General features: G+C 56.1%; 13 protein-coding genes. 6 read left to right on the top strand and 7 right to left on the bottom strand.

From position 1 onward, the window contains the following. Positions 1-124 precede the first annotated feature (124 nt). The 4 genes from PA598K_RS24295 (at position 125) to PA598K_RS24280 (ending at position 3,436) form a co-directional block, all read left to right on the top strand. Positions 125-1,087 carry a mannonate dehydratase gene (locus PA598K_RS24295; RefSeq protein ID WP_128659439.1) on the top strand — a complete coding sequence of 321 codons (963 nt, stop codon included), beginning with the start codon at positions 125-127 and terminating at the stop codon, positions 1,085-1,087. A 163-nt stretch (positions 1,088-1,250) separates the two neighbouring features. After that, complete coding sequence (locus PA598K_RS24290; RefSeq protein WP_128659469.1) at positions 1,251-2,201, top strand: helix-turn-helix transcriptional regulator; 951 nt, start codon at positions 1,251-1,253, stop codon at positions 2,199-2,201. A gap of 97 nt (positions 2,202-2,298) precedes the next feature. Then, positions 2,299-2,817 carry a DinB family protein gene (locus tag PA598K_RS24285; protein WP_128659438.1) on the top strand — a complete coding sequence of 173 codons (519 nt, stop codon included), beginning with the start codon at positions 2,299-2,301 and terminating at the stop codon, positions 2,815-2,817. A 22-nt stretch (positions 2,818-2,839) separates the two neighbouring features. Continuing rightward, positions 2,840-3,436 carry a YdeI/OmpD-associated family protein gene (locus PA598K_RS24280; RefSeq protein ID WP_128659437.1) on the top strand — a complete coding sequence of 199 codons (597 nt, stop codon included), beginning with the start codon at positions 2,840-2,842 and terminating at the stop codon, positions 3,434-3,436. An 18-nt stretch (positions 3,437-3,454) separates the two neighbouring features. Here the strand turns inward: PA598K_RS24280 and PA598K_RS24275 are convergent, their stop codons facing one another. The 5 genes from PA598K_RS24275 to PA598K_RS24255 form a co-directional block, all read right to left on the bottom strand. Next, positions 3,455-4,204 carry a (S)-benzoin forming benzil reductase gene (locus PA598K_RS24275; protein ID WP_128659436.1) on the bottom strand — a complete coding sequence of 250 codons (750 nt, stop codon included), beginning with the start codon at positions 4,202-4,204 and terminating at the stop codon, positions 3,455-3,457. After that, positions 4,201-4,839, bottom strand: a complete 639-nt coding sequence (locus PA598K_RS24270; protein WP_128659435.1) for a TetR/AcrR family transcriptional regulator — start codon at positions 4,837-4,839, stop codon at positions 4,201-4,203. Before PA598K_RS24270 ends, PA598K_RS24275 begins: the two co-directional genes overlap by 4 nt. A 161-nt stretch (positions 4,840-5,000) precedes the next feature. Continuing rightward, positions 5,001-6,392, bottom strand: a complete 1,392-nt coding sequence (locus PA598K_RS24265; RefSeq protein WP_128659434.1) for a mandelate racemase/muconate lactonizing enzyme family protein — start codon at positions 6,390-6,392, stop codon at positions 5,001-5,003. Between the two features lie 41 nt (positions 6,393-6,433). Then, entirely contained in the window at positions 6,434-7,207 is a 774-nt protein-coding gene (locus tag PA598K_RS24260) for an SDR family NAD(P)-dependent oxidoreductase (protein ID WP_128659433.1), read from the bottom strand. Then, positions 7,207-8,043 carry an SDR family NAD(P)-dependent oxidoreductase gene (locus tag PA598K_RS24255; protein ID WP_128659432.1) on the bottom strand — a complete coding sequence of 279 codons (837 nt, stop codon included), beginning with the start codon at positions 8,041-8,043 and terminating at the stop codon, positions 7,207-7,209. The genes PA598K_RS24260 and PA598K_RS24255 overlap by 1 nt, the downstream gene beginning before the upstream one ends. A gap of 188 nt (positions 8,044-8,231) precedes the next feature. Here PA598K_RS24255 and PA598K_RS24250 point away from each other — a divergent pair, with 188 nt between their 5' ends. Further along, positions 8,232-9,656, top strand: coding sequence for a DUF438 domain-containing protein (locus PA598K_RS24250; RefSeq protein WP_128659431.1), 1,425 nt, complete (start codon positions 8,232-8,234; stop codon positions 9,654-9,656). Positions 9,657-9,806: 150 nt separating this feature from the next. On the opposite strand, the gene PA598K_RS24245 is transcribed toward PA598K_RS24250, so the two are convergent. Together PA598K_RS24245 and PA598K_RS24240 are read right to left on the bottom strand one after the other, a co-directional pair. Further along, a complete protein-coding gene (locus PA598K_RS24245; protein WP_128659430.1) occupies positions 9,807-11,672 on the bottom strand; it encodes a hypothetical protein in 1,866 nt (621 codons plus the stop codon). Positions 11,673-11,690: 18 nt separating this feature from the next. Next, positions 11,691-12,725: a DMT family transporter gene (locus tag PA598K_RS24240; RefSeq protein WP_128659429.1), complete on the bottom strand. Its 1,035-nt coding sequence runs from the start codon at positions 12,723-12,725 to the stop codon at positions 11,691-11,693. 164 nt (positions 12,726-12,889) lie between these two features. Here PA598K_RS24240 and PA598K_RS24235 point away from each other — a divergent pair. Further along, positions 12,890-16,110, top strand: a 3,221-nt coding sequence (locus PA598K_RS24235) for a right-handed parallel beta-helix repeat-containing protein (protein WP_185602200.1), incomplete at its 3' end; no start/stop codon positions are given.

Below are 16,110 nucleotides of genomic sequence, written 5' to 3'. Positions count from 1 at the left end.
TCGATCCCGTGACCGCAGGCATTGTTTTTCAACAGCCTGAAACTCTGGGCTTACCAGGAGGGCTCGCCCGATGCGGGCGGGCCTCTCTGTGGCGTATGCCCCTGATCCGAGAAAGGAGTAACCGATGCAATTAGCCGAATTTTTCACCTCACAGCCGAACCGGCTGTGGCAGCTTGCCAAGCAGATGAATGTTAACCATGCCGTCAGCGGACTGCCCTGGGAGGAGAAGCTCGAGTCGCCATGGGAGCTGATGCCGCTCATCCGGATGAAGCAGCGGTTCGCCGACCATGGGCTGACGCTGTCGGTCATCGAGTCGATGCCGCCGAGCAATCATATCAAGCTGGGGACGGAGGGACGCGATGCCGAGATCGAGGTATTCCAGCGCTTCGTGGCGAACATGGGGGCGGCAGGCATCCCGGTGCTCTGCTACAACTTCATGGCCCAGTTCAACTGGTTCCGCACCTCGACGACGACGCGGACGCGCGGCGGCGCGCTCGTCTCCAGCTACGATCACAGCCTGATGCAGGGCGCGTCCCTGACTGAAGCCGGGGAGGTGTCGGAGGCGCAGCTGTGGGAGAATCTGCATTACTTCCTCGAGCGGATCGTGCCGGTGGCGGAGCAGGCGGGCGTGCGGCTGGCGCTGCACCCGGATGATCCGCCGATCACGCCGATCCGCGGCGTCTCGCGCATCCTGACGAGCGCCGCTGCCTTGCAGCGGGCCATCGATCTCGTGCCGAGCCCGTATAGCGGCATTACGATGTGCCAGGGCACGCTGGCGACGGCGGGCGAGGACATCCCGGCGACGATCCGGGCGTTTGCGCAGCAGGGCAAGATGTTTTTCGTCCACTTCCGCGACGTGCGCGGCACGCCGGAGAAGTTCGAGGAGACGTTCCACGACGACGGCAAGACGGATATGCTGCAGGCGATGCGGACGTATTACGAGGTCGGCTTCGACGGCCCTGCCCGTCCCGACCATGTGCCGACGATGGAGGGAGAGGACAACGCCAACCCTGGTTACGAGCTGCTCGGCCGGCTGTTCGGCGTCGGCTATATCCTCGGGCTGATGGAGGCTGCGCGAGCGGGCTAAGGGGTCAAGGATGCACTAGGCCGGGGAACGTTCGCGAGGCTAGGGAAGGATCGTGAGACTGGGGAATCAACGCTCGTGGTCGAGTGCGAGGCGTCGCTGTGGAGCATGCGTCACTGTGCTATACTAAGCCATAATCGAACAAGAGGAATGGCAGGTGGCATGGATGAAGCTGGAGAGGCTGCTCGCGATGATCTACAAGCTGCTCAATCACGAGGTATTGTCGGCGGCTACGCTGGCGGAGGAGTTCCAGGTGTCGCAGCGAACGATCTATCGGGATATCGATACGATCAGCGCGGCGGGATTCCCGGTCGTCTCCCATCAAGGGCAAAAGGGCGGCTACGGCATGATGGAGGGCTACAAGCTGGATCGCAGTCTGCTCGGCTCTTATGATGTCGATAATCTGATCACGGTGCTGGAGGGGCTGGCGAGCGTCTTCGAGGACGAGCGCACGCAAGGGACGATCGAGCGACTGCGCGCGCTCGATCCGCAGCATGCCAATCCCCGCCTTGCGGTCGATCTGGAGACGAGGCGCATCGCGCCCGACGCGCTGCAGCAGCTGCGGAAGGCGATGATGGACGGCATTGTCGTCCGCTTCGACTACGTCGATGCGCATAATGCACGGACGACGCGGGAGATCGAGCCTGCGCAGCTGCTGTTTAAGTTCGGAGCCTGGTACGTGCAGGGATGGTGTCTGACGCGAGAGGCGCATCGGGAGTTCCGGCTCTCGCGGATGCTCGAGCTGACGCTGACCGGGCGGCGCTTCGCTCCGGGGCGGGAGCTGCCCGCCGATGAGCGGCTCACGGGTGAGCGGCCGGCCGCAGGCGACGGGCTGGTCGCGGGCGCCGGACAGGATGAGCTGCAAGAGGTCGTGCTCCTCGTGGAGCCGGAGTCGCTGAGCGAGGCGCTGGATCAGTTCCAATGGGCGGACAAGGAGCAGCATGCCGACGGCAGTATGACGCTGCGCATCTCGGTGCACCAGCCCGAGCAGGCGCGCTGGCTGCACGGGCTGCTACTGGGACTGGGCAGAGGCGCGGAGGTGCTGGAGCCGCCCGAGCTGCGAACCGTGCTGAAGCGGCAGCTGCAACATATGCTCGCACGTTATGAGGAAGTCTGACAGGATGCTGTCAGACTTCCTTTTTTATAATGTGTACAGGCAGACGCCGCACAACTACGCGATCCAAATTTGCGTGTTCAAAAAGGAGACGAATCATATGAATTATCCGTTGCACATGTTCAACTATCATGTCTGGGCGAACCGGACGCTGCTCAGCCACATCGGGACCTTGCCCGCCGAGGTGATGACTCGGGAGGTCAATAGCTCTTACCCGACGATCGCACATGCCTTCACACATATCTATGTCGTCGACTCGATGTGGCTGCAGGTACTGCAGGGGATAGGCATGCAGGAGGCGTTGGAAGCCTCGATGCCGCTCATCGCGCAGACACAGCATTATACAGTGGAGCAGTTCGACCAGGCGCTGGAGCAACTGGCCGAGCGATATCGCGCCTTGCTGGCGGAGCAGCCGGATCTGGAGCGCGAGATCGTGCTCGTCAATCCATTCGCGACGACGCGGACGACGCGTCTCTCCGAGATGCTCCTGCATGTGGCCAATCACGGCACCTACCACCGGGGCAATGTATCGACGATGCTGCGGCAGCTCGGACATCCGTCCACCATGACGGATTATATGCTATATTGGTACCAACCATCGGAGTCGGCCAAGGCCTGATTCAACCAAAGGAGTGAGAAGCATGGAGATGCACTATGTGTTGACGGCGCGAACCCGTGCGGAGCTGCGAGCCTGGCTGGCGGCCAACAGCGGGACGGAGCGGGAATGCTGGGTTGTAGTCGGCATGAAGCCGGCGCCGGATCGCGTGCTGTATCTCGATGCGGTCGAGGAGGCGCTGTGCTATGGCTGGATCGACAGCACGAAGAAGAAGCTATCGCCCGGCCAGGTCGCCCAGCGTCTGTCGCCGCGCAAGCCCGGCAGCTCCTGGACCGAGCTGAACAAAGAGCGGGTGCGCCGGCTGGAGAGGCTGGGACGGATGACGGAGGCCGGACGACGGGTGCTGCCGGATATGGACCCGGCGTCCTTCGCGATCGACCCGGCCATCGACAGCAGGCTGCGGGCCGACCTAGCGATCTATGCGAACTGGGAGACATTTCATCCATTGTACCGGCGCATCCGGATCGACACGATCCAGAGTGTCAGGAGCCAGCCCGAGCTGTACGAGGCGCGGCTCGCCAAGCTGATCGACCAGACGCGGGCGGGCAAGCTGTTCGGGCAGTGGCATGACGGCGGCCGCTTGCTGGAGGGGGATGCCGATCCGTACGCTTCGACAACTTAGGCGCTTATCGTAGCTCGCTTACAGTTGTTCGACGAGCGGGGCGTCACCGAACGCTTCGCTCGTCAGCAGCGCCAACAGCTTTTCGGCTGTGTAGGCAGGCGTCTGTAGCAAGCCCTCCTTCTCGAGCTGGATGAACTGGTCGACATAAGGGAAGTCTTGCTTGCTCGTGGAGCGGATCTCGGCTTGCATCTGCGTATCGATCACGCCCGGATAGACGGAGGCGATCTTCACCGGCGCAGTCGCCTGCTGCTGCTCCAGGTGGATGCTCTTGGTGAACGAGTCGAGCCCCGACTTGGCCGTGCTGTAGCAGCTCTGGTTGGGCAGCAGGTACTTGGCCGAGCCGGATGAGACGTTCAGGATACGCTTGTCCACCGCCCATGTCTCGGTAAGCTCGATGAACCGAGCGGTGAGCAGCATCGGCGCCAGCAGATTGATCGACACATTGGCGACGATCTGGTCGGGCGGGCATTGCCCGATCGGCATCACCGGAGCGAGCATGCCTGCATTGTTGATCAGATAGACGGCTTCCAGATCGGATAGCTCGCGGATGGAAGCGAGGATGTCCCCCAGCAGCCCCGGGATGCCTTGCAGGTCGTTCAAGTCATGCGGATGATGGCTCAGCGTTGCGTTGCGGGCGGCGGCCAGCTCCGCCAGCTTGTCATTGGCTGTTCTGGCGATACAGTAGATGCGATTCCCCGGCTCTGCCAGCTGCTCCGCCAGCGCCTCTCCGATACCTCGCGAAGTTCCTGTGATGATGTAGGCTTTCATTGTGTATTTCCCCCATTCGTTGATGTCAGATCGATCGGCATGGTCGGCTCCTCTAACGAGAGGAAGCTGTTCACAGCTTGTTCCCATAAGGCAGGGTAGGCCAGCTCGTACCCCAGCATCATGCATCTGGACAAGTGGTCGATCGTCAGCGCGAGCAACGTCGCCTTTTCCTCAAGATGCGCCTCCGGCACCAGTCCCCACTCCACGCCGAGCGTCACCAGACGCCGGAACCCTGCGATAAAGTCCTGTTGAATGTCCATCATGTTTTGTCTGTATTGCTCGTCTCGCTCGGCCAGCGTCATGAATTCATGCAGCACGCGCAGCGAGGCGCGATGGTTCGCATCCTGCTTTGGCAGCATACGGATGCCGCCCTGGAGGATGAAGGTCCGGTAGTTGTCTTTGGTGAGCTGCTCCAGTTGGAAATAACTCGCGAACTGATGCGCCTTGAACATGTGGTCAAACGTGCAACGAATCATTTCTTCCTTGGAAGCAAAGTGATAGTAGATGGACGATTTGGTCAGCCCCGCTTTTTTGGCGATCATGCCGAGGCTGGTCTTCTCTATGCCATGCTCGGCAAACAGGTCGAAGCAAATATCAATTAAATGAGCGGCCGTCATTTCCTTTTTGGTCGTCATAAGTCACCCTTTCGTGCGGAGTATACAGAGGATTATAGCTGACGCCTCTGTCAGAAGTCAATAATTTAACGAACGGTCGTTAAAAAATATTGTGCACAGGATATAAAAAGACCCTCTCCCATAGAGAAGGTCTCTTCGTCGATTAGATTAGGATCGGTCCCTTAGCTCCACAGCCGGTCGTTGGCGATCAGGCGGTTCCACTGGTCGGTCGCCTCCCAGACGCCGGGGATGTCGGGATGCAGATGCGCGGCCAGCACCTCGTCGTTGAGGTCGTCGATGCCGAGACCCGGCGCGTCGGTTAGTGTCATGAACCCTTGCTGGACGAGCTTGCCGCCGTAGCTCGGGGCGACGATGATGTCATCCCACCAGTCGACCTCGCAGGAGTGGTACTCGAGCGCCATAAAGTTCTCTGTCGCCGCCGCGACATGAGCGGCGGCCAGGCAGGCGATCGGACTCTCGGCCATATGGATCGCCATCGCCACGCCATAGTCCTGCGCCATATCGCCGATCTTCTTGGTCTCCAGGATGCCGCCCGTGGTCAGCACGTCTGGGTGGATGACCGAGACGCCGCCCGCCTCGAGCAACGGCTTGAAGTTCTCCTTCAGATAGATATCCTCGCCGGTGCAGATTGGTGTCGTGACCGCACGCGCCAGCCGCGCATACTGCTCCGTATACTGCCACGGGATCATATCCTCCATCCACGCCAGGTTGAACTTGTCGACGCGCCGTCCGAGCTTGATGCAGTCCTCGATGCCGATATGGCCGAAGTGATCGATCGCCAGCGGCACCTGATAGCCGATCACCGCCCGCACATCGGCGACGTATTGCTCCAGGATATCGAGTCCGTGCTCGGTCACATGGATGCCGGTGAACGGATGCGGGATGTTGAAGATGTCGTAGTGCCGGTTCGTCACCTCGCGGATCTGTTCATCGGTCATCTCGTTGAAGTTCTGATTGTAGCGATTGCGCGACTTATCCCGCATCTCCTCTAGGAATCCGATCGGCGCGCTAAGCGCACCGGGCTCGTGGATGAGCTGGCCGATGCCGAGGTCCATCTTGAGGAAGGTGAAGCCGAGCTCCATCCGTCGCTTCAGCGCCTCGCCCATCGCGGTGCCGGTGTTGCGGCCGGTCACCTCGGTATCGCAGTACATGCGGACGCGGTCGCGGAACTTGCCTCCGAGCATCTGATAGATCGGCACGCCGTACGCTTTGCCGGCCAGGTCCCAGAGCGCGATCTCGAGGCCGCTGACGCCGCCGCCCTGACGAGCGTGGCCGCCGAACTGCTTGATGCGGCGGAACAGCTTGTCGATCTGGCACGGATTCTCGCCGAGCAGGCGACTCTTCAGCAGTTGGGCATACACCTTGTCCGCGCCGTCCCGCACCTCGCCGAAGCCGGTGATGCCCTGATTGGTATACACCTTGATCAGACTGCTGTGGAATGGTCCGCCGACGATATCGGTGAAGCGGATATCGGTGATGCGCAGCTCGGAGGGCCGGCTGGCCGTCCGCACATGGGCCAGCGTCTCTTCGTACGTCGTCGTCTTGTCAGTCAATCGTATCTCTCCCTTAGCGATAAAGTGTAGTGCAGCAGCACTCAGAGCAGCATGCTGGCGCCGTCGAGGCGGATCGCCGCTCCAGATAAGAAAGCGCTAGCATCAGAGGCGATAAAGCAGGCTAACTGGCCGACATCCTGCGGCTGTCCTACCCGGCCGAGCGGGAAATGCAGCCGCAGATCGTCGCGGGCCAACGTCTCGCCTGCCGCAGGCGGCAGCTCGGGACGCGGATGTTTGTACTTGCCGACATCGACCGCGCCGGGCTCGATAGCGTTGACCGTGATACCATAGTGGCCGAGCTCGATGGCGGCCTCGCGCGTCAGCATCCGGATCGCGCCCTTGCTCATCGCGTACACCGGGTCGAAGTCGGTCGGCCGTTTGGCGTGCACGGACGAGATGTTGATGATACGCCCGGCCAGCTGCCGTGTCATATGCGGCAAGGCCGCTTGCATGCAGAGCCAGTAGCCTTTGACATTGGTATGCATGATCTGATCGTAGCTCGATTCGTCATGGCGGTACAGGTTCAGGTTAAGCTGGAGCGCCGCATTGTTGACCAGGATGTCGAGTCTCCCCCAGTCCGCGGCAGCCTCGTCGACGAAGCGGCGCACATCGTCCCGGCTGGCGATATCCCCCTGGACGATCCGCGTCTCGCCGCCGAGCGCAGCGATCCGTCGACAGGTCTCCTCGGCGCCTTCGCGGCTGCGGTTATAGTGGACAGCGACCCTGGCCCCATGACGGGCCAGCTCGACGGCGATGCCCTGGCCGATCCCGGTGCCGGCGCCGGTGACGAGGGCGACCTTGCCTGTGAGATCCATCAGTCGCCACCTCTCTTGTCCGCTCGAAGCCTCCGCCCGATATCGTGGGCAGTATCGTCCGAGGGCGGCTTCATCTTATGATCCATGTAATGCAGCAGCAAGCCGCCGTCCAGCCGGATCGTCGCCCCGTGCAGCGCGCCTGCCGTATCGCCGGCGAGATAGATGGCTAGCGAGGCGAGGTCGCTCGCTTGGGCGGTGCGGAGCGGCGTCTTGCGCTCATAGTCGTCATAGAGCGCCGAGAGCGGACTGACCAGCTCGGTCGATGGACCTTGCACCGGACCGAGCTGGACCGTGTTGACCCGCACGCCGCGTCGTCCCAGCTCCAGCGCCGCTTCGGCCGCCAGCATGCCGATTGCGCCTTGCGAGGCGCTGTAGGCGAAGGAAGCGCCGGTGGGCTTCTCCGCATGGATCGACGTAACGTATACGATCGAGCCGCTGCCGCGCTCGGCCATCCGGCCGCCGATCGCCTGCGTGCAGAGGAAGGCGCTCTTGGCGTTGGCATCGAGGATATCCAGAAACAGCGATTCGCTGCATTCGGCGATCGTCGCCCGTTCGCACCGCTGTCGGTTGTGGACGAGCAGGCCGATCAGCCCTAGCTCGGCTTCGATACGAGCGATACCGCCCGCGAGGGCTTCCCGGCTGCATAGGTCGAGATGCAGCGGCAGCACGCGAGCGCCCGCTGCCCGGGCAGCCTCCAGCTCGGCTTCGATGGCAGCGCCGCCGGAGGGGCTGTTCAGGGCGAGCTGCGCGCCTTGCCCGGCGAGTCGGCCGATCAATGCTCGCCCGCTCGGCTCATCGGCGTCGGCGATGAAGACGGTAAGGTTGCGCAGACTCATGCTTCACCTCTTTTCGGCTTTCTTTCTATTGTAGGCGTAGTTGGCGTCCGCAGCGATGCCGCAAATTTATGATTTGGTTGGAATTTTTTTTGTCTGGATGTTCACATCTGTTGTGCGTATACGCACAAAGCGCCGGCCGTTGCCCTTATATAATGATGATAATGATTCTCAACAAGGGGGCTTTTCGAATGAGTGAACTTATTAACAATCGATCGTATGCGGATGATGAGGCGAAGGCACTAAAGGCGGACAGACAGCGTGTGTTAAAGTCGATCATTGTCGATCTTCATAACGGGCAAAGCGTGGCGCAGGTGCAGGAGCGGTTTCGCGAAGCGGTCGGACATGTGACGGTGGACGAAATATCCGAGATCGAGCATGCGCTCATGGAAGAGGAAGGTATTCCGGTATCAGAGGTGCAGCGACTGTGTTCTGTTCATACCGCCGTGTTTAAAGGCTCCATCGAAACGATTCATTCGGTAGCGCCGACTGCACCCGAGGAGCAGCCCGGTCACCCGGTGCATACGTTTAAACGTGAAAATCGCGAAATTGAGCAGCATGCCAATTTCCGCATCAAGCTGCATGCGGAACGCTTTGCAAAGCAAGCGAACGAAGCGGGCCGCAGCAAGCTGGTGGCGGATCTGGAAAAGCTGCTTGAGATTGACAAGCACTATAGCCGCAAGGAAAACTTGCTGTTCCCTTATCTGGAACGTTACGGCATCTTCGGTCCGACCAAGGTGATGTGGGGCGTTGACGATGCCATCCGCGCCAGCGTCAAACATATTCGCAATCGGCTGCTGGCTTTTACCGAGGGCGATACGGCCGAGGCGGCGGACATTTGCGCCGATTTGGAACGGACGCTGGAAGAAGTCAATGCGATGATCTATAAGGAAGAAAACATCCTGCTCCCGATGGCGCTTGGCAAGCTCACTGAGGATGAGTGGGTGAAAATCGCCGAAGAAAGCGCGACGATCGGCTACTGTCTCACGGAACCTGAGCATCGTTGGATTCCTGCCCGAGCAGCGGAACCGGTCGGCGCGGAAGCGGCGCTCTCGGCCTCTTCACAGCTGGATACAGCTTCTTCCACGCCCGCTAAAGACGTACAACGGGATGTTTCGGCCGCACACGCCAGTATGGTGCGTGACGGTAGCGAAGGAGTTGGGGAAGACGCTTCTTCGGCTTCGGCCAAAGAAGCATCTGCCGAAGGCGGAGGCTACGTACGCTTTGAAACGGGCCTGATGTCCGTTGCTCAACTGGAGGCCGTGTTCAATCATTTGCCGGTCGACCTGACCTTTATCGACGAGCATGATGTTGTGCGCTTCTTCTCGCATGGGCCGGACCGGATTTTTGCCCGGACCAAAGCCGTGATCGGTCGCACCGTGCAGAACTGTCATCCGCCGCAAAGCGTGCATATTGTCAATAAGCTGCTCGAGGATTTTAAGGCGGGTGTCAAGGATGTGGAAGACTTCTGGCTGCCGATCAAAGGCATGTATGTCTATATCCGTTATTTTGCCATCCGGTCCGCAGAGGGCGAATATATGGGAACGCTGGAGTTCACGCAAAATATTGCGCCCATTCAGCAAATCGAAGGAACGAAGCGAATCATGTCGGAATAGTGGAAAGAGGAGCGACGGCCAGATGGTTTTGGCGAGGGTGCTTCCAGGTCATTGCAGATGACTTGGGAGCACCCTTGTTGCCGAGGCGGTGTACTTAATTTTATTTCTCGATTAGCGATCTGATAGGTTCTGCGATAACATGTTGTCTCGTTATTTTTTGACACTGAAGGCGCAATACTCGAAGGCATGCAGTGGCGAATCTAATTGGACGATGCGGCCCGACAATGTGCCTGTGCAATGAAGGAACTCAATTTCGGTATAGTCGTCCGCCAATTCGATGACCGGTTGCTGAATTCGGTCAGGGAAAAAGTTCCATAAGCCTACAGCCATCGATTCCTCATCTTTTTTGACGATGAGATACAAGTCCGGATTTCCCGGACAGATGGCATCGAGCTTTCGTCCACATAACCATTCGTGCGCCGTCATTAATTGACGTTGGCGGCAATAGCTACGGAATAGGCCAGTCACTGCTTTACCCTCCTGGGCGTCAAAAGGGAAGACGAGAAATCGTTGATTGTTTTCGTTCTCGTATAAGTAAGCACCGGTCATCGATTGTTTTCGTACGCTAATTTCGGTAAGGATAGTAGCCTGCTCGTTCACAACCAAATTGTGTATCGACACATTTCCATAGAGAGCGACGGTTTCTTGTTCTGCTTTATAATATTCGAAGCTGCCGGCGCCTACATAAGTGAAATTCCCATCCGTTCCCTGGAGCTCCTCAATAATCCCGACATCAATGCCGCGCTCTGCCAGTATCTTGGCTGCTGTATAATCCAGTATCGTTCCGCCAGTCAGAAGCTCTGGATCCAGCATCCATGCATTTTGTCCGAATACCAGATTGACGCCCCCAGGCTCGAACACGGCGGGGATGGAATTGTCATTGAGAAAGGCGACCCCCGGCGACCACATAGCATCGAATTCCGGCTGATGACTGACGCGGCGCGTGTGCCAGTGAATGTCGAGGGGCTCAAAAAGATGGATGCCCTGAGCTTGCTTGCCAGCAAACATCGTTTCGGTCTGTTGATGCAATGTACGGTTTCTCTCTGCAAATTCGGCGTAGCCGGGCTCATAGTTCGGCGAGGAATTGTAGTCCAGTCCGTACTTTAGGATACCATCAAAGTTGCCATCCGCTCTTGCTATTAAATCCAGATTCTCTATGCCGGATGCGGGACCGGCGTATCTTGGACGCGGATAAGCATCCCCTTCGGCGAGTGTTCTGATTCCGTGTTTTTTGCAATACACGGCTTGTTTCCGAGCAAAATCCATCGCTGTGCCGACTCGCTGTCCCCAGAAAGGCGCTCCGCTCAATCGAAGCTCCTTGTGATTATTGCCGGCAAAAATCGTCGCCAACTCGAGCGCCCCTGCTCCATCAGCTCCCCAATGCGCAGGTCCGGAGCAAAGCACGATATTAATGGATTCATCGATCTCATCGACGGAGCGGCGTATCGCTCTTGCAAGCTGACAGAGTGACTCTCTGCTCCCCTCCAACCAAGCGTTTCGATATTTGTCGGGATCGGAGGAATAGATGCCTTCACGCATGGATTCCAGCGTCACCGATTCTTTCAGAATGTTGCTGTAGAGCTCCAGGTGCTTCGGACAAAAGCAAGACGGCGGCGTGGTTGTCCAATTCATACGGTAATCGTCATCGAGCGCAATCTTTTGGACGCCGGTTGCCGCGATTTTTTTGAAGAGCTCGCAGAAGTAAGCTTCAAAGCGTTGATCAAGCGGACATATGCGCTGAGAGATGCCGCCTTCTACATCAATCATCGTGTCATACGCTTCCGGGTAAATGTAATGTGCGAGAGAACCTCCAATCCATAGGCACACGTCAATGTTATGGCTGGTGAAAAAAGGGATAAATGTACGTATGGACTCGCAAGTGTCATCCCACTGATTAACATCGATTGGGATGAGGAAAACTTCATTGGCGTTAAGCTGTTGAAGTCGTTTTAAAAGATCGAATTTACTTTTTTCGTTAATCGTTTTAATTTCCACAGGCACACTGACGGTATACATGCTCAAAAACCTCCCAAATTAGATGGTGACAAGGACAATGGATAATAGACCAATAGATAACCCGATATTTTGCATCGTGTTTAGTTTTTCACGAAAGATAAAGCGAGAAGCGATATAGGTCGTAATGACGCTGCCAGCAGAAATCAGGGTGAAAATAAGGCTGACAGGAAGGTTGCTGACCAGTAATAACATCACCAATAAATTGGTACAGGCGATAAAAGCGCCGCATAATACCCCGTACATTCCTTCTGAACGCAGCGAAAAGGAACGATATGCCTTACGTAAACTCAGAACAATGACGCAAATGACGATCGTAACCGCCATGGAGCTTATCATAAATTCCGCCTTGTATTGACCTGCAAGGTTTTTTTGCAAAGAGGTTTGAATAATGCTGCACATACCATTTCCCAAAAAAGCAGATAGAGCCAGCAGTAGCCATCCGGTTTGTACGTTTGCCCTGTTATCCGCCCGCCCTCTTTTTTTGTAATTAATCAAGAACAAGGATAGCAAGACAAGACAAAGGCCAGCCAAAAAGGTGACGGTGACGCTATCTTTGTAAACAAAAATGCCGAATAACGTAGGTAAAATAAGCGAATAGGAGAGAAGCAGGGATGTTAAGGTGACTCCCCCTCGTTGAATGGCCAAAACTTGAAATAAAAAGGCCATCCCAAAACAGAATCCAAACGCGAGACTGTACCCCATCAACTCTTTTGAAAAAGAGAACTGAAAGCGATTATACGCACTGTAAAACGCAATGACCGTCAAGCTTATAAATAACATAAAAACAAAAGGAGATGGCGTCGATCCTTTCCTTGCGTACAGACCGGCGATGACATATTGAATGCCAACAGACATCATGGTGAGGAAAACCAACACGTAATTCATTCTGTGCTTTTGCAGAATCTCGTGATCAGAATAAGTTTGTTTTTGGATCGCATGCTCTGGCTCCTTATCTGTACAGCGCTTGCTGAAATTTTGTTCAGAATAGCAAGATTTACATGCGCGGTCAAGGCAGTTTTCCTTGTATTTACGCGGTTTTTCGGCGATTTTCACATGGTGTATTAATAAGTTCAAAAATTACAATTTGGTAGATAACGAGGTTGCAAGGAGCGCTAGATTGTACAATAGACCACCGATCGGATTTTTTGTGATGATATAAATGCGCTTTGAAAGCGCTTAATATTATGAGGGTACATGACAAAGGAGAGGGTAAGGGAATGAAGAAGGGTAGAAAATGGAGTAAGCTGGTTTTAACCATTACGATCGGTGTATCGTCATTTGTTGTGCCTGCAGGGTCTGAGGTCCAGGCGAGCAGCGTGTCGACGAACGAGATTTATGTTTCCCCGCAAGGTGCAGATTCCAATGACGGCTCCCCGGCTGCGCCGTTCGCTACGCTGGAAGGCGCGCGGGATGCGATTCGGACCATCAAGGCCGCTGACGGCCTTCCTGCTGGCGGCATCACCGTTTATTTGCGCGAGGGTCATTATTCGATTAGCGAAAGCTTCGAGCTGACTGCGCAAGATTCCGGTACCGTCGATTCGCCGATCGTATACCGTTCTTATCCGAACGAGGAAGCTGTGCTTGTAGGCGGAGTACGATTGGATGGCTCGCAATTTGACACAATCAGCGATACGGCTGTTTGGAATCGTCTGCAGCCAGCTGTCCGCGATCAGGTGCTGGAATACGATTTGTCTGCACACGGAACGATGGACTATGGCGCACACATGCAGGTCGGCTTCGGCTTCCCGGGTCCACATTACAATCCGCCTGCCGAGCTTTTTGTCGATGCCGAGCCTTTCCGGCTTGCTCGCTGGCCCGACCAGGGCTTTGTGACCATCGGCGCAGCCGATCAGCCAGCTTCGGGCACGAGCTTCGAGTATCTGGATCCACGTCCGGAATCGTGGGCAGACCTTACTGATGTATGGATGTATGGATATATGCGCTGGGATTGGGCGGACGGCAACCTGAAGCTCGATGCTATCGATTCGGCGACCAAGCGGATTATGTCCAATCAGATTACGGCATTTGCCGAAGTGAAGACCGGGCAACGTTATTACTACTATAATGTACTTGAAGAGTTGGACGTTCCGGGCGAATGGTATCTGGATCGGACAGCCAACAAGCTGTATGCCTATCTGCCGTTGGCAGGGTCGCCGAGTGATATGGACATGTATCTTTCCTTGCTGAATGAACCGATGGTAACGCTGAACCAAGCTTCCCATATCGCCTTTCAAGGACTGAGCTTCGAGGCTTCGCGAGATATCGGAGTTGTGGTGAATGGCGGTAGCAGCGTCGTTCTGGACGACAATATCTTCCGGAATCTAGGCAATATCGCTCTATCGATTGATGGCGGCCAAGATCATATTGTGATCGACAATCAAATTTATAATACCGGCTATGGCGCTATTTATCTCCATGGTGGCGATCGCACGACACTAACACCGAGCAATTTTAATGTGGTCAATAACGAAATTTACAATTTCAGCCGCATCCAGGCTACCTATTCGCCCGGCGTCGAGCTGCGGGGAGTAGGCCACAGGTTTGCGCACAATGAGATTTACGATGGCCCGCACATGGCCATATGGATTCATGGCAATAACCATGTCATCGAATACAATGAAATCTATGATGTATTGAAGACGACAAGCGATGCTGGCGCCATGTATATGGGGTCGGATTGGGCAGAGCAAGGCACCGTCATCCGCTACAACTATTTGCACAATCTCTATGGGGTATCGGGAATCGGACAAATCGGCGTGTATCTTGATGATATGGCTAGCGGTTCTCTCGTGTATGGCAATGTTATTGAGAAAGCGCATACGGGTATGCTAATTGGCGGCGGTCGCAACCAGATGATCGCCAATAATATCGTCATGGATGGCAAATATTCGATCCGGATGGATGACAGGGGCGTGACTTGGGCGTTCGGGGCATGCGCTCCCAATGGCTTGCTTCATAGCAAGCTGCAGCAACTTCCGATTCAGTCGGAGCCGTGGGCTTCGCGGTATAGCACCTTGACGACATTATGGGGCGATACACCGTGTTTGCCAAAGTACAATACCCTTCAGGATAATGTGTATCAACAAAACGAGGAATTGATTATTGATCCGAGCGTGACGACCTACGGATATATTCACAGCAACTGGGTAACGAATGAGGATCCAGGATTTGTAGACAAGCCTGGCAAAGACTTCACCCTGGTGCAGAATGCGCCCGTGTTTACCGAGCTGCCGCGCTTCAATCCGATTCCGTTTGCACAAATGGGACTTCGCCAGGACCCGTGGACTTACCTCGAGGACAGTCCGCTTGCGTCGGTCCAATTGATCGCCAGCGCCAAGATGAGGGTGGATGATGTTCTACAGCCTTGGGTGATGGCAGACAGCGCCACAGGCATCCTGATGGACTTGTTCGGATCTGTAAGCTTTACAAGCTCGGACCCAAGCATAGCGACTGTTCATGCGACGAACGGGACAGTCACCGCAGTCGCTCCGGGAACGGCTACCATCACGGTAACCGGAGTGAAGGACGGGGTGTCGCGTTCCGATTCGGCTCAGATCGAAGTCGTTGGCGTGTACCTGGATAGTGTAGCGCTGCAGGTTACGCCTCAGCCTCTAATCGCGGGGCAGACGTCGCAGGCTCGCGTCACAGGCGTATTGACCAATAATGATCCGGCAGATATGGACGCTGCCATGATGACCTATACATCGAGCGACACTGCGATTGCGGAGATTGATCCGGATGGCGTCATTATGGCCAAGCAGGCGGGCAATGTAGTCCTGACTGTGAATGCAATGCTGCTTGGCGTTGAGAAACAGGCGAGCCTGTCTCTGACGGTGTATCCCGAAGGCAGTAACTTGAAGGCGCCTTGGACTATCGTCAACTACGGCAGTACGGAAGGCTATGTCGCAGAGAAGGACGGGACGTTCACTATTCGAACTAACGGGGCTAACGTATGGGGGACCGCAGACGCCTTCACGTATGTGTATCGCAATGTAGATTTGAACGAGATCGAGGGCGAATTTGAGATCAGCACCAAGGTACACTCTCTGGATAATACTCATCCGGATGCCGCATCAGGCATTATGATCCGAGATCGAGACAGCACGAATGCCAAGCAAGTCAATCTGCGTGTTCTGCCGGATGGCGTATTGCGCTTTGTGTTCCGGGAGGAAGAAGGGGGAGAGTCGGATTATGCTTTTCCTGCGAATCCAATTCCGCTGCCAACTGAGTTGAAGCTCACGAAAAATGGCGACCTCTTCGAAGCGTATTACAAGCAAAATAATGCATGGGTCTCCTTTGCGCAAGCAGAAGTAGAAATGGACGATGAGGTATTGGCAGGTATCATGACTTTCTCTCATGCCAATGCTTTTGCGACTTCTGTGCAATCGGATGTACACATGACAGAAGCGAATAAGATCCCGACAACGCCGACAACGCC

Source organism: Paenibacillus sp. 598K (genome assembly GCF_003851045.1).
Classification (GTDB): Bacteria; Bacillota; Bacilli; order Paenibacillales; family Paenibacillaceae; genus Paenibacillus_D.
Note: the sequence above shows the minus strand (reverse complement) of the source record. Positions and strands in the feature narration are given on the sequence as shown.

What these genes read in the sequence shown, in the direction of transcription:
- PA598K_RS24275 (WP_128659436.1), bottom strand. Translation starts at nt 4,204, where the DNA reads ATGAAAGCCTACATCATCACAGGAACTTCGCGAGGTATCGGAGAGGCG.
- PA598K_RS24290 (WP_128659469.1), top strand. Translation starts at nt 1,251, where the DNA reads ATGAAGCTGGAGAGGCTGCTCGCGATGATCTACAAGCTGCTCAATCAC.
- PA598K_RS24250 (WP_128659431.1), top strand. Translation starts at nt 8,232, where the DNA reads ATGAGTGAACTTATTAACAATCGATCGTATGCGGATGATGAGGCGAAG.
- PA598K_RS24260 (WP_128659433.1), bottom strand. Translation starts at nt 7,207, where the DNA reads ATGGATCTCACAGGCAAGGTCGCCCTCGTCACCGGCGCCGGCACCGGG.
- PA598K_RS24285 (WP_128659438.1), top strand. Translation starts at nt 2,299, where the DNA reads ATGAATTATCCGTTGCACATGTTCAACTATCATGTCTGGGCGAACCGG.
- PA598K_RS24255 (WP_128659432.1), bottom strand. Translation starts at nt 8,043, where the DNA reads ATGAGTCTGCGCAACCTTACCGTCTTCATCGCCGACGCCGATGAGCCG.
- PA598K_RS24280 (WP_128659437.1), top strand. Translation starts at nt 2,840, where the DNA reads ATGGAGATGCACTATGTGTTGACGGCGCGAACCCGTGCGGAGCTGCGA.
- PA598K_RS24245 (WP_128659430.1), bottom strand. Translation starts at nt 11,672, where the DNA reads ATGTATACCGTCAGTGTGCCTGTGGAAATTAAAACGATTAACGAAAAA.
- PA598K_RS24295 (WP_128659439.1), top strand. Translation starts at nt 125, where the DNA reads ATGCAATTAGCCGAATTTTTCACCTCACAGCCGAACCGGCTGTGGCAG.
- PA598K_RS24270 (WP_128659435.1), bottom strand. Translation starts at nt 4,839, where the DNA reads ATGACGACCAAAAAGGAAATGACGGCCGCTCATTTAATTGATATTTGC.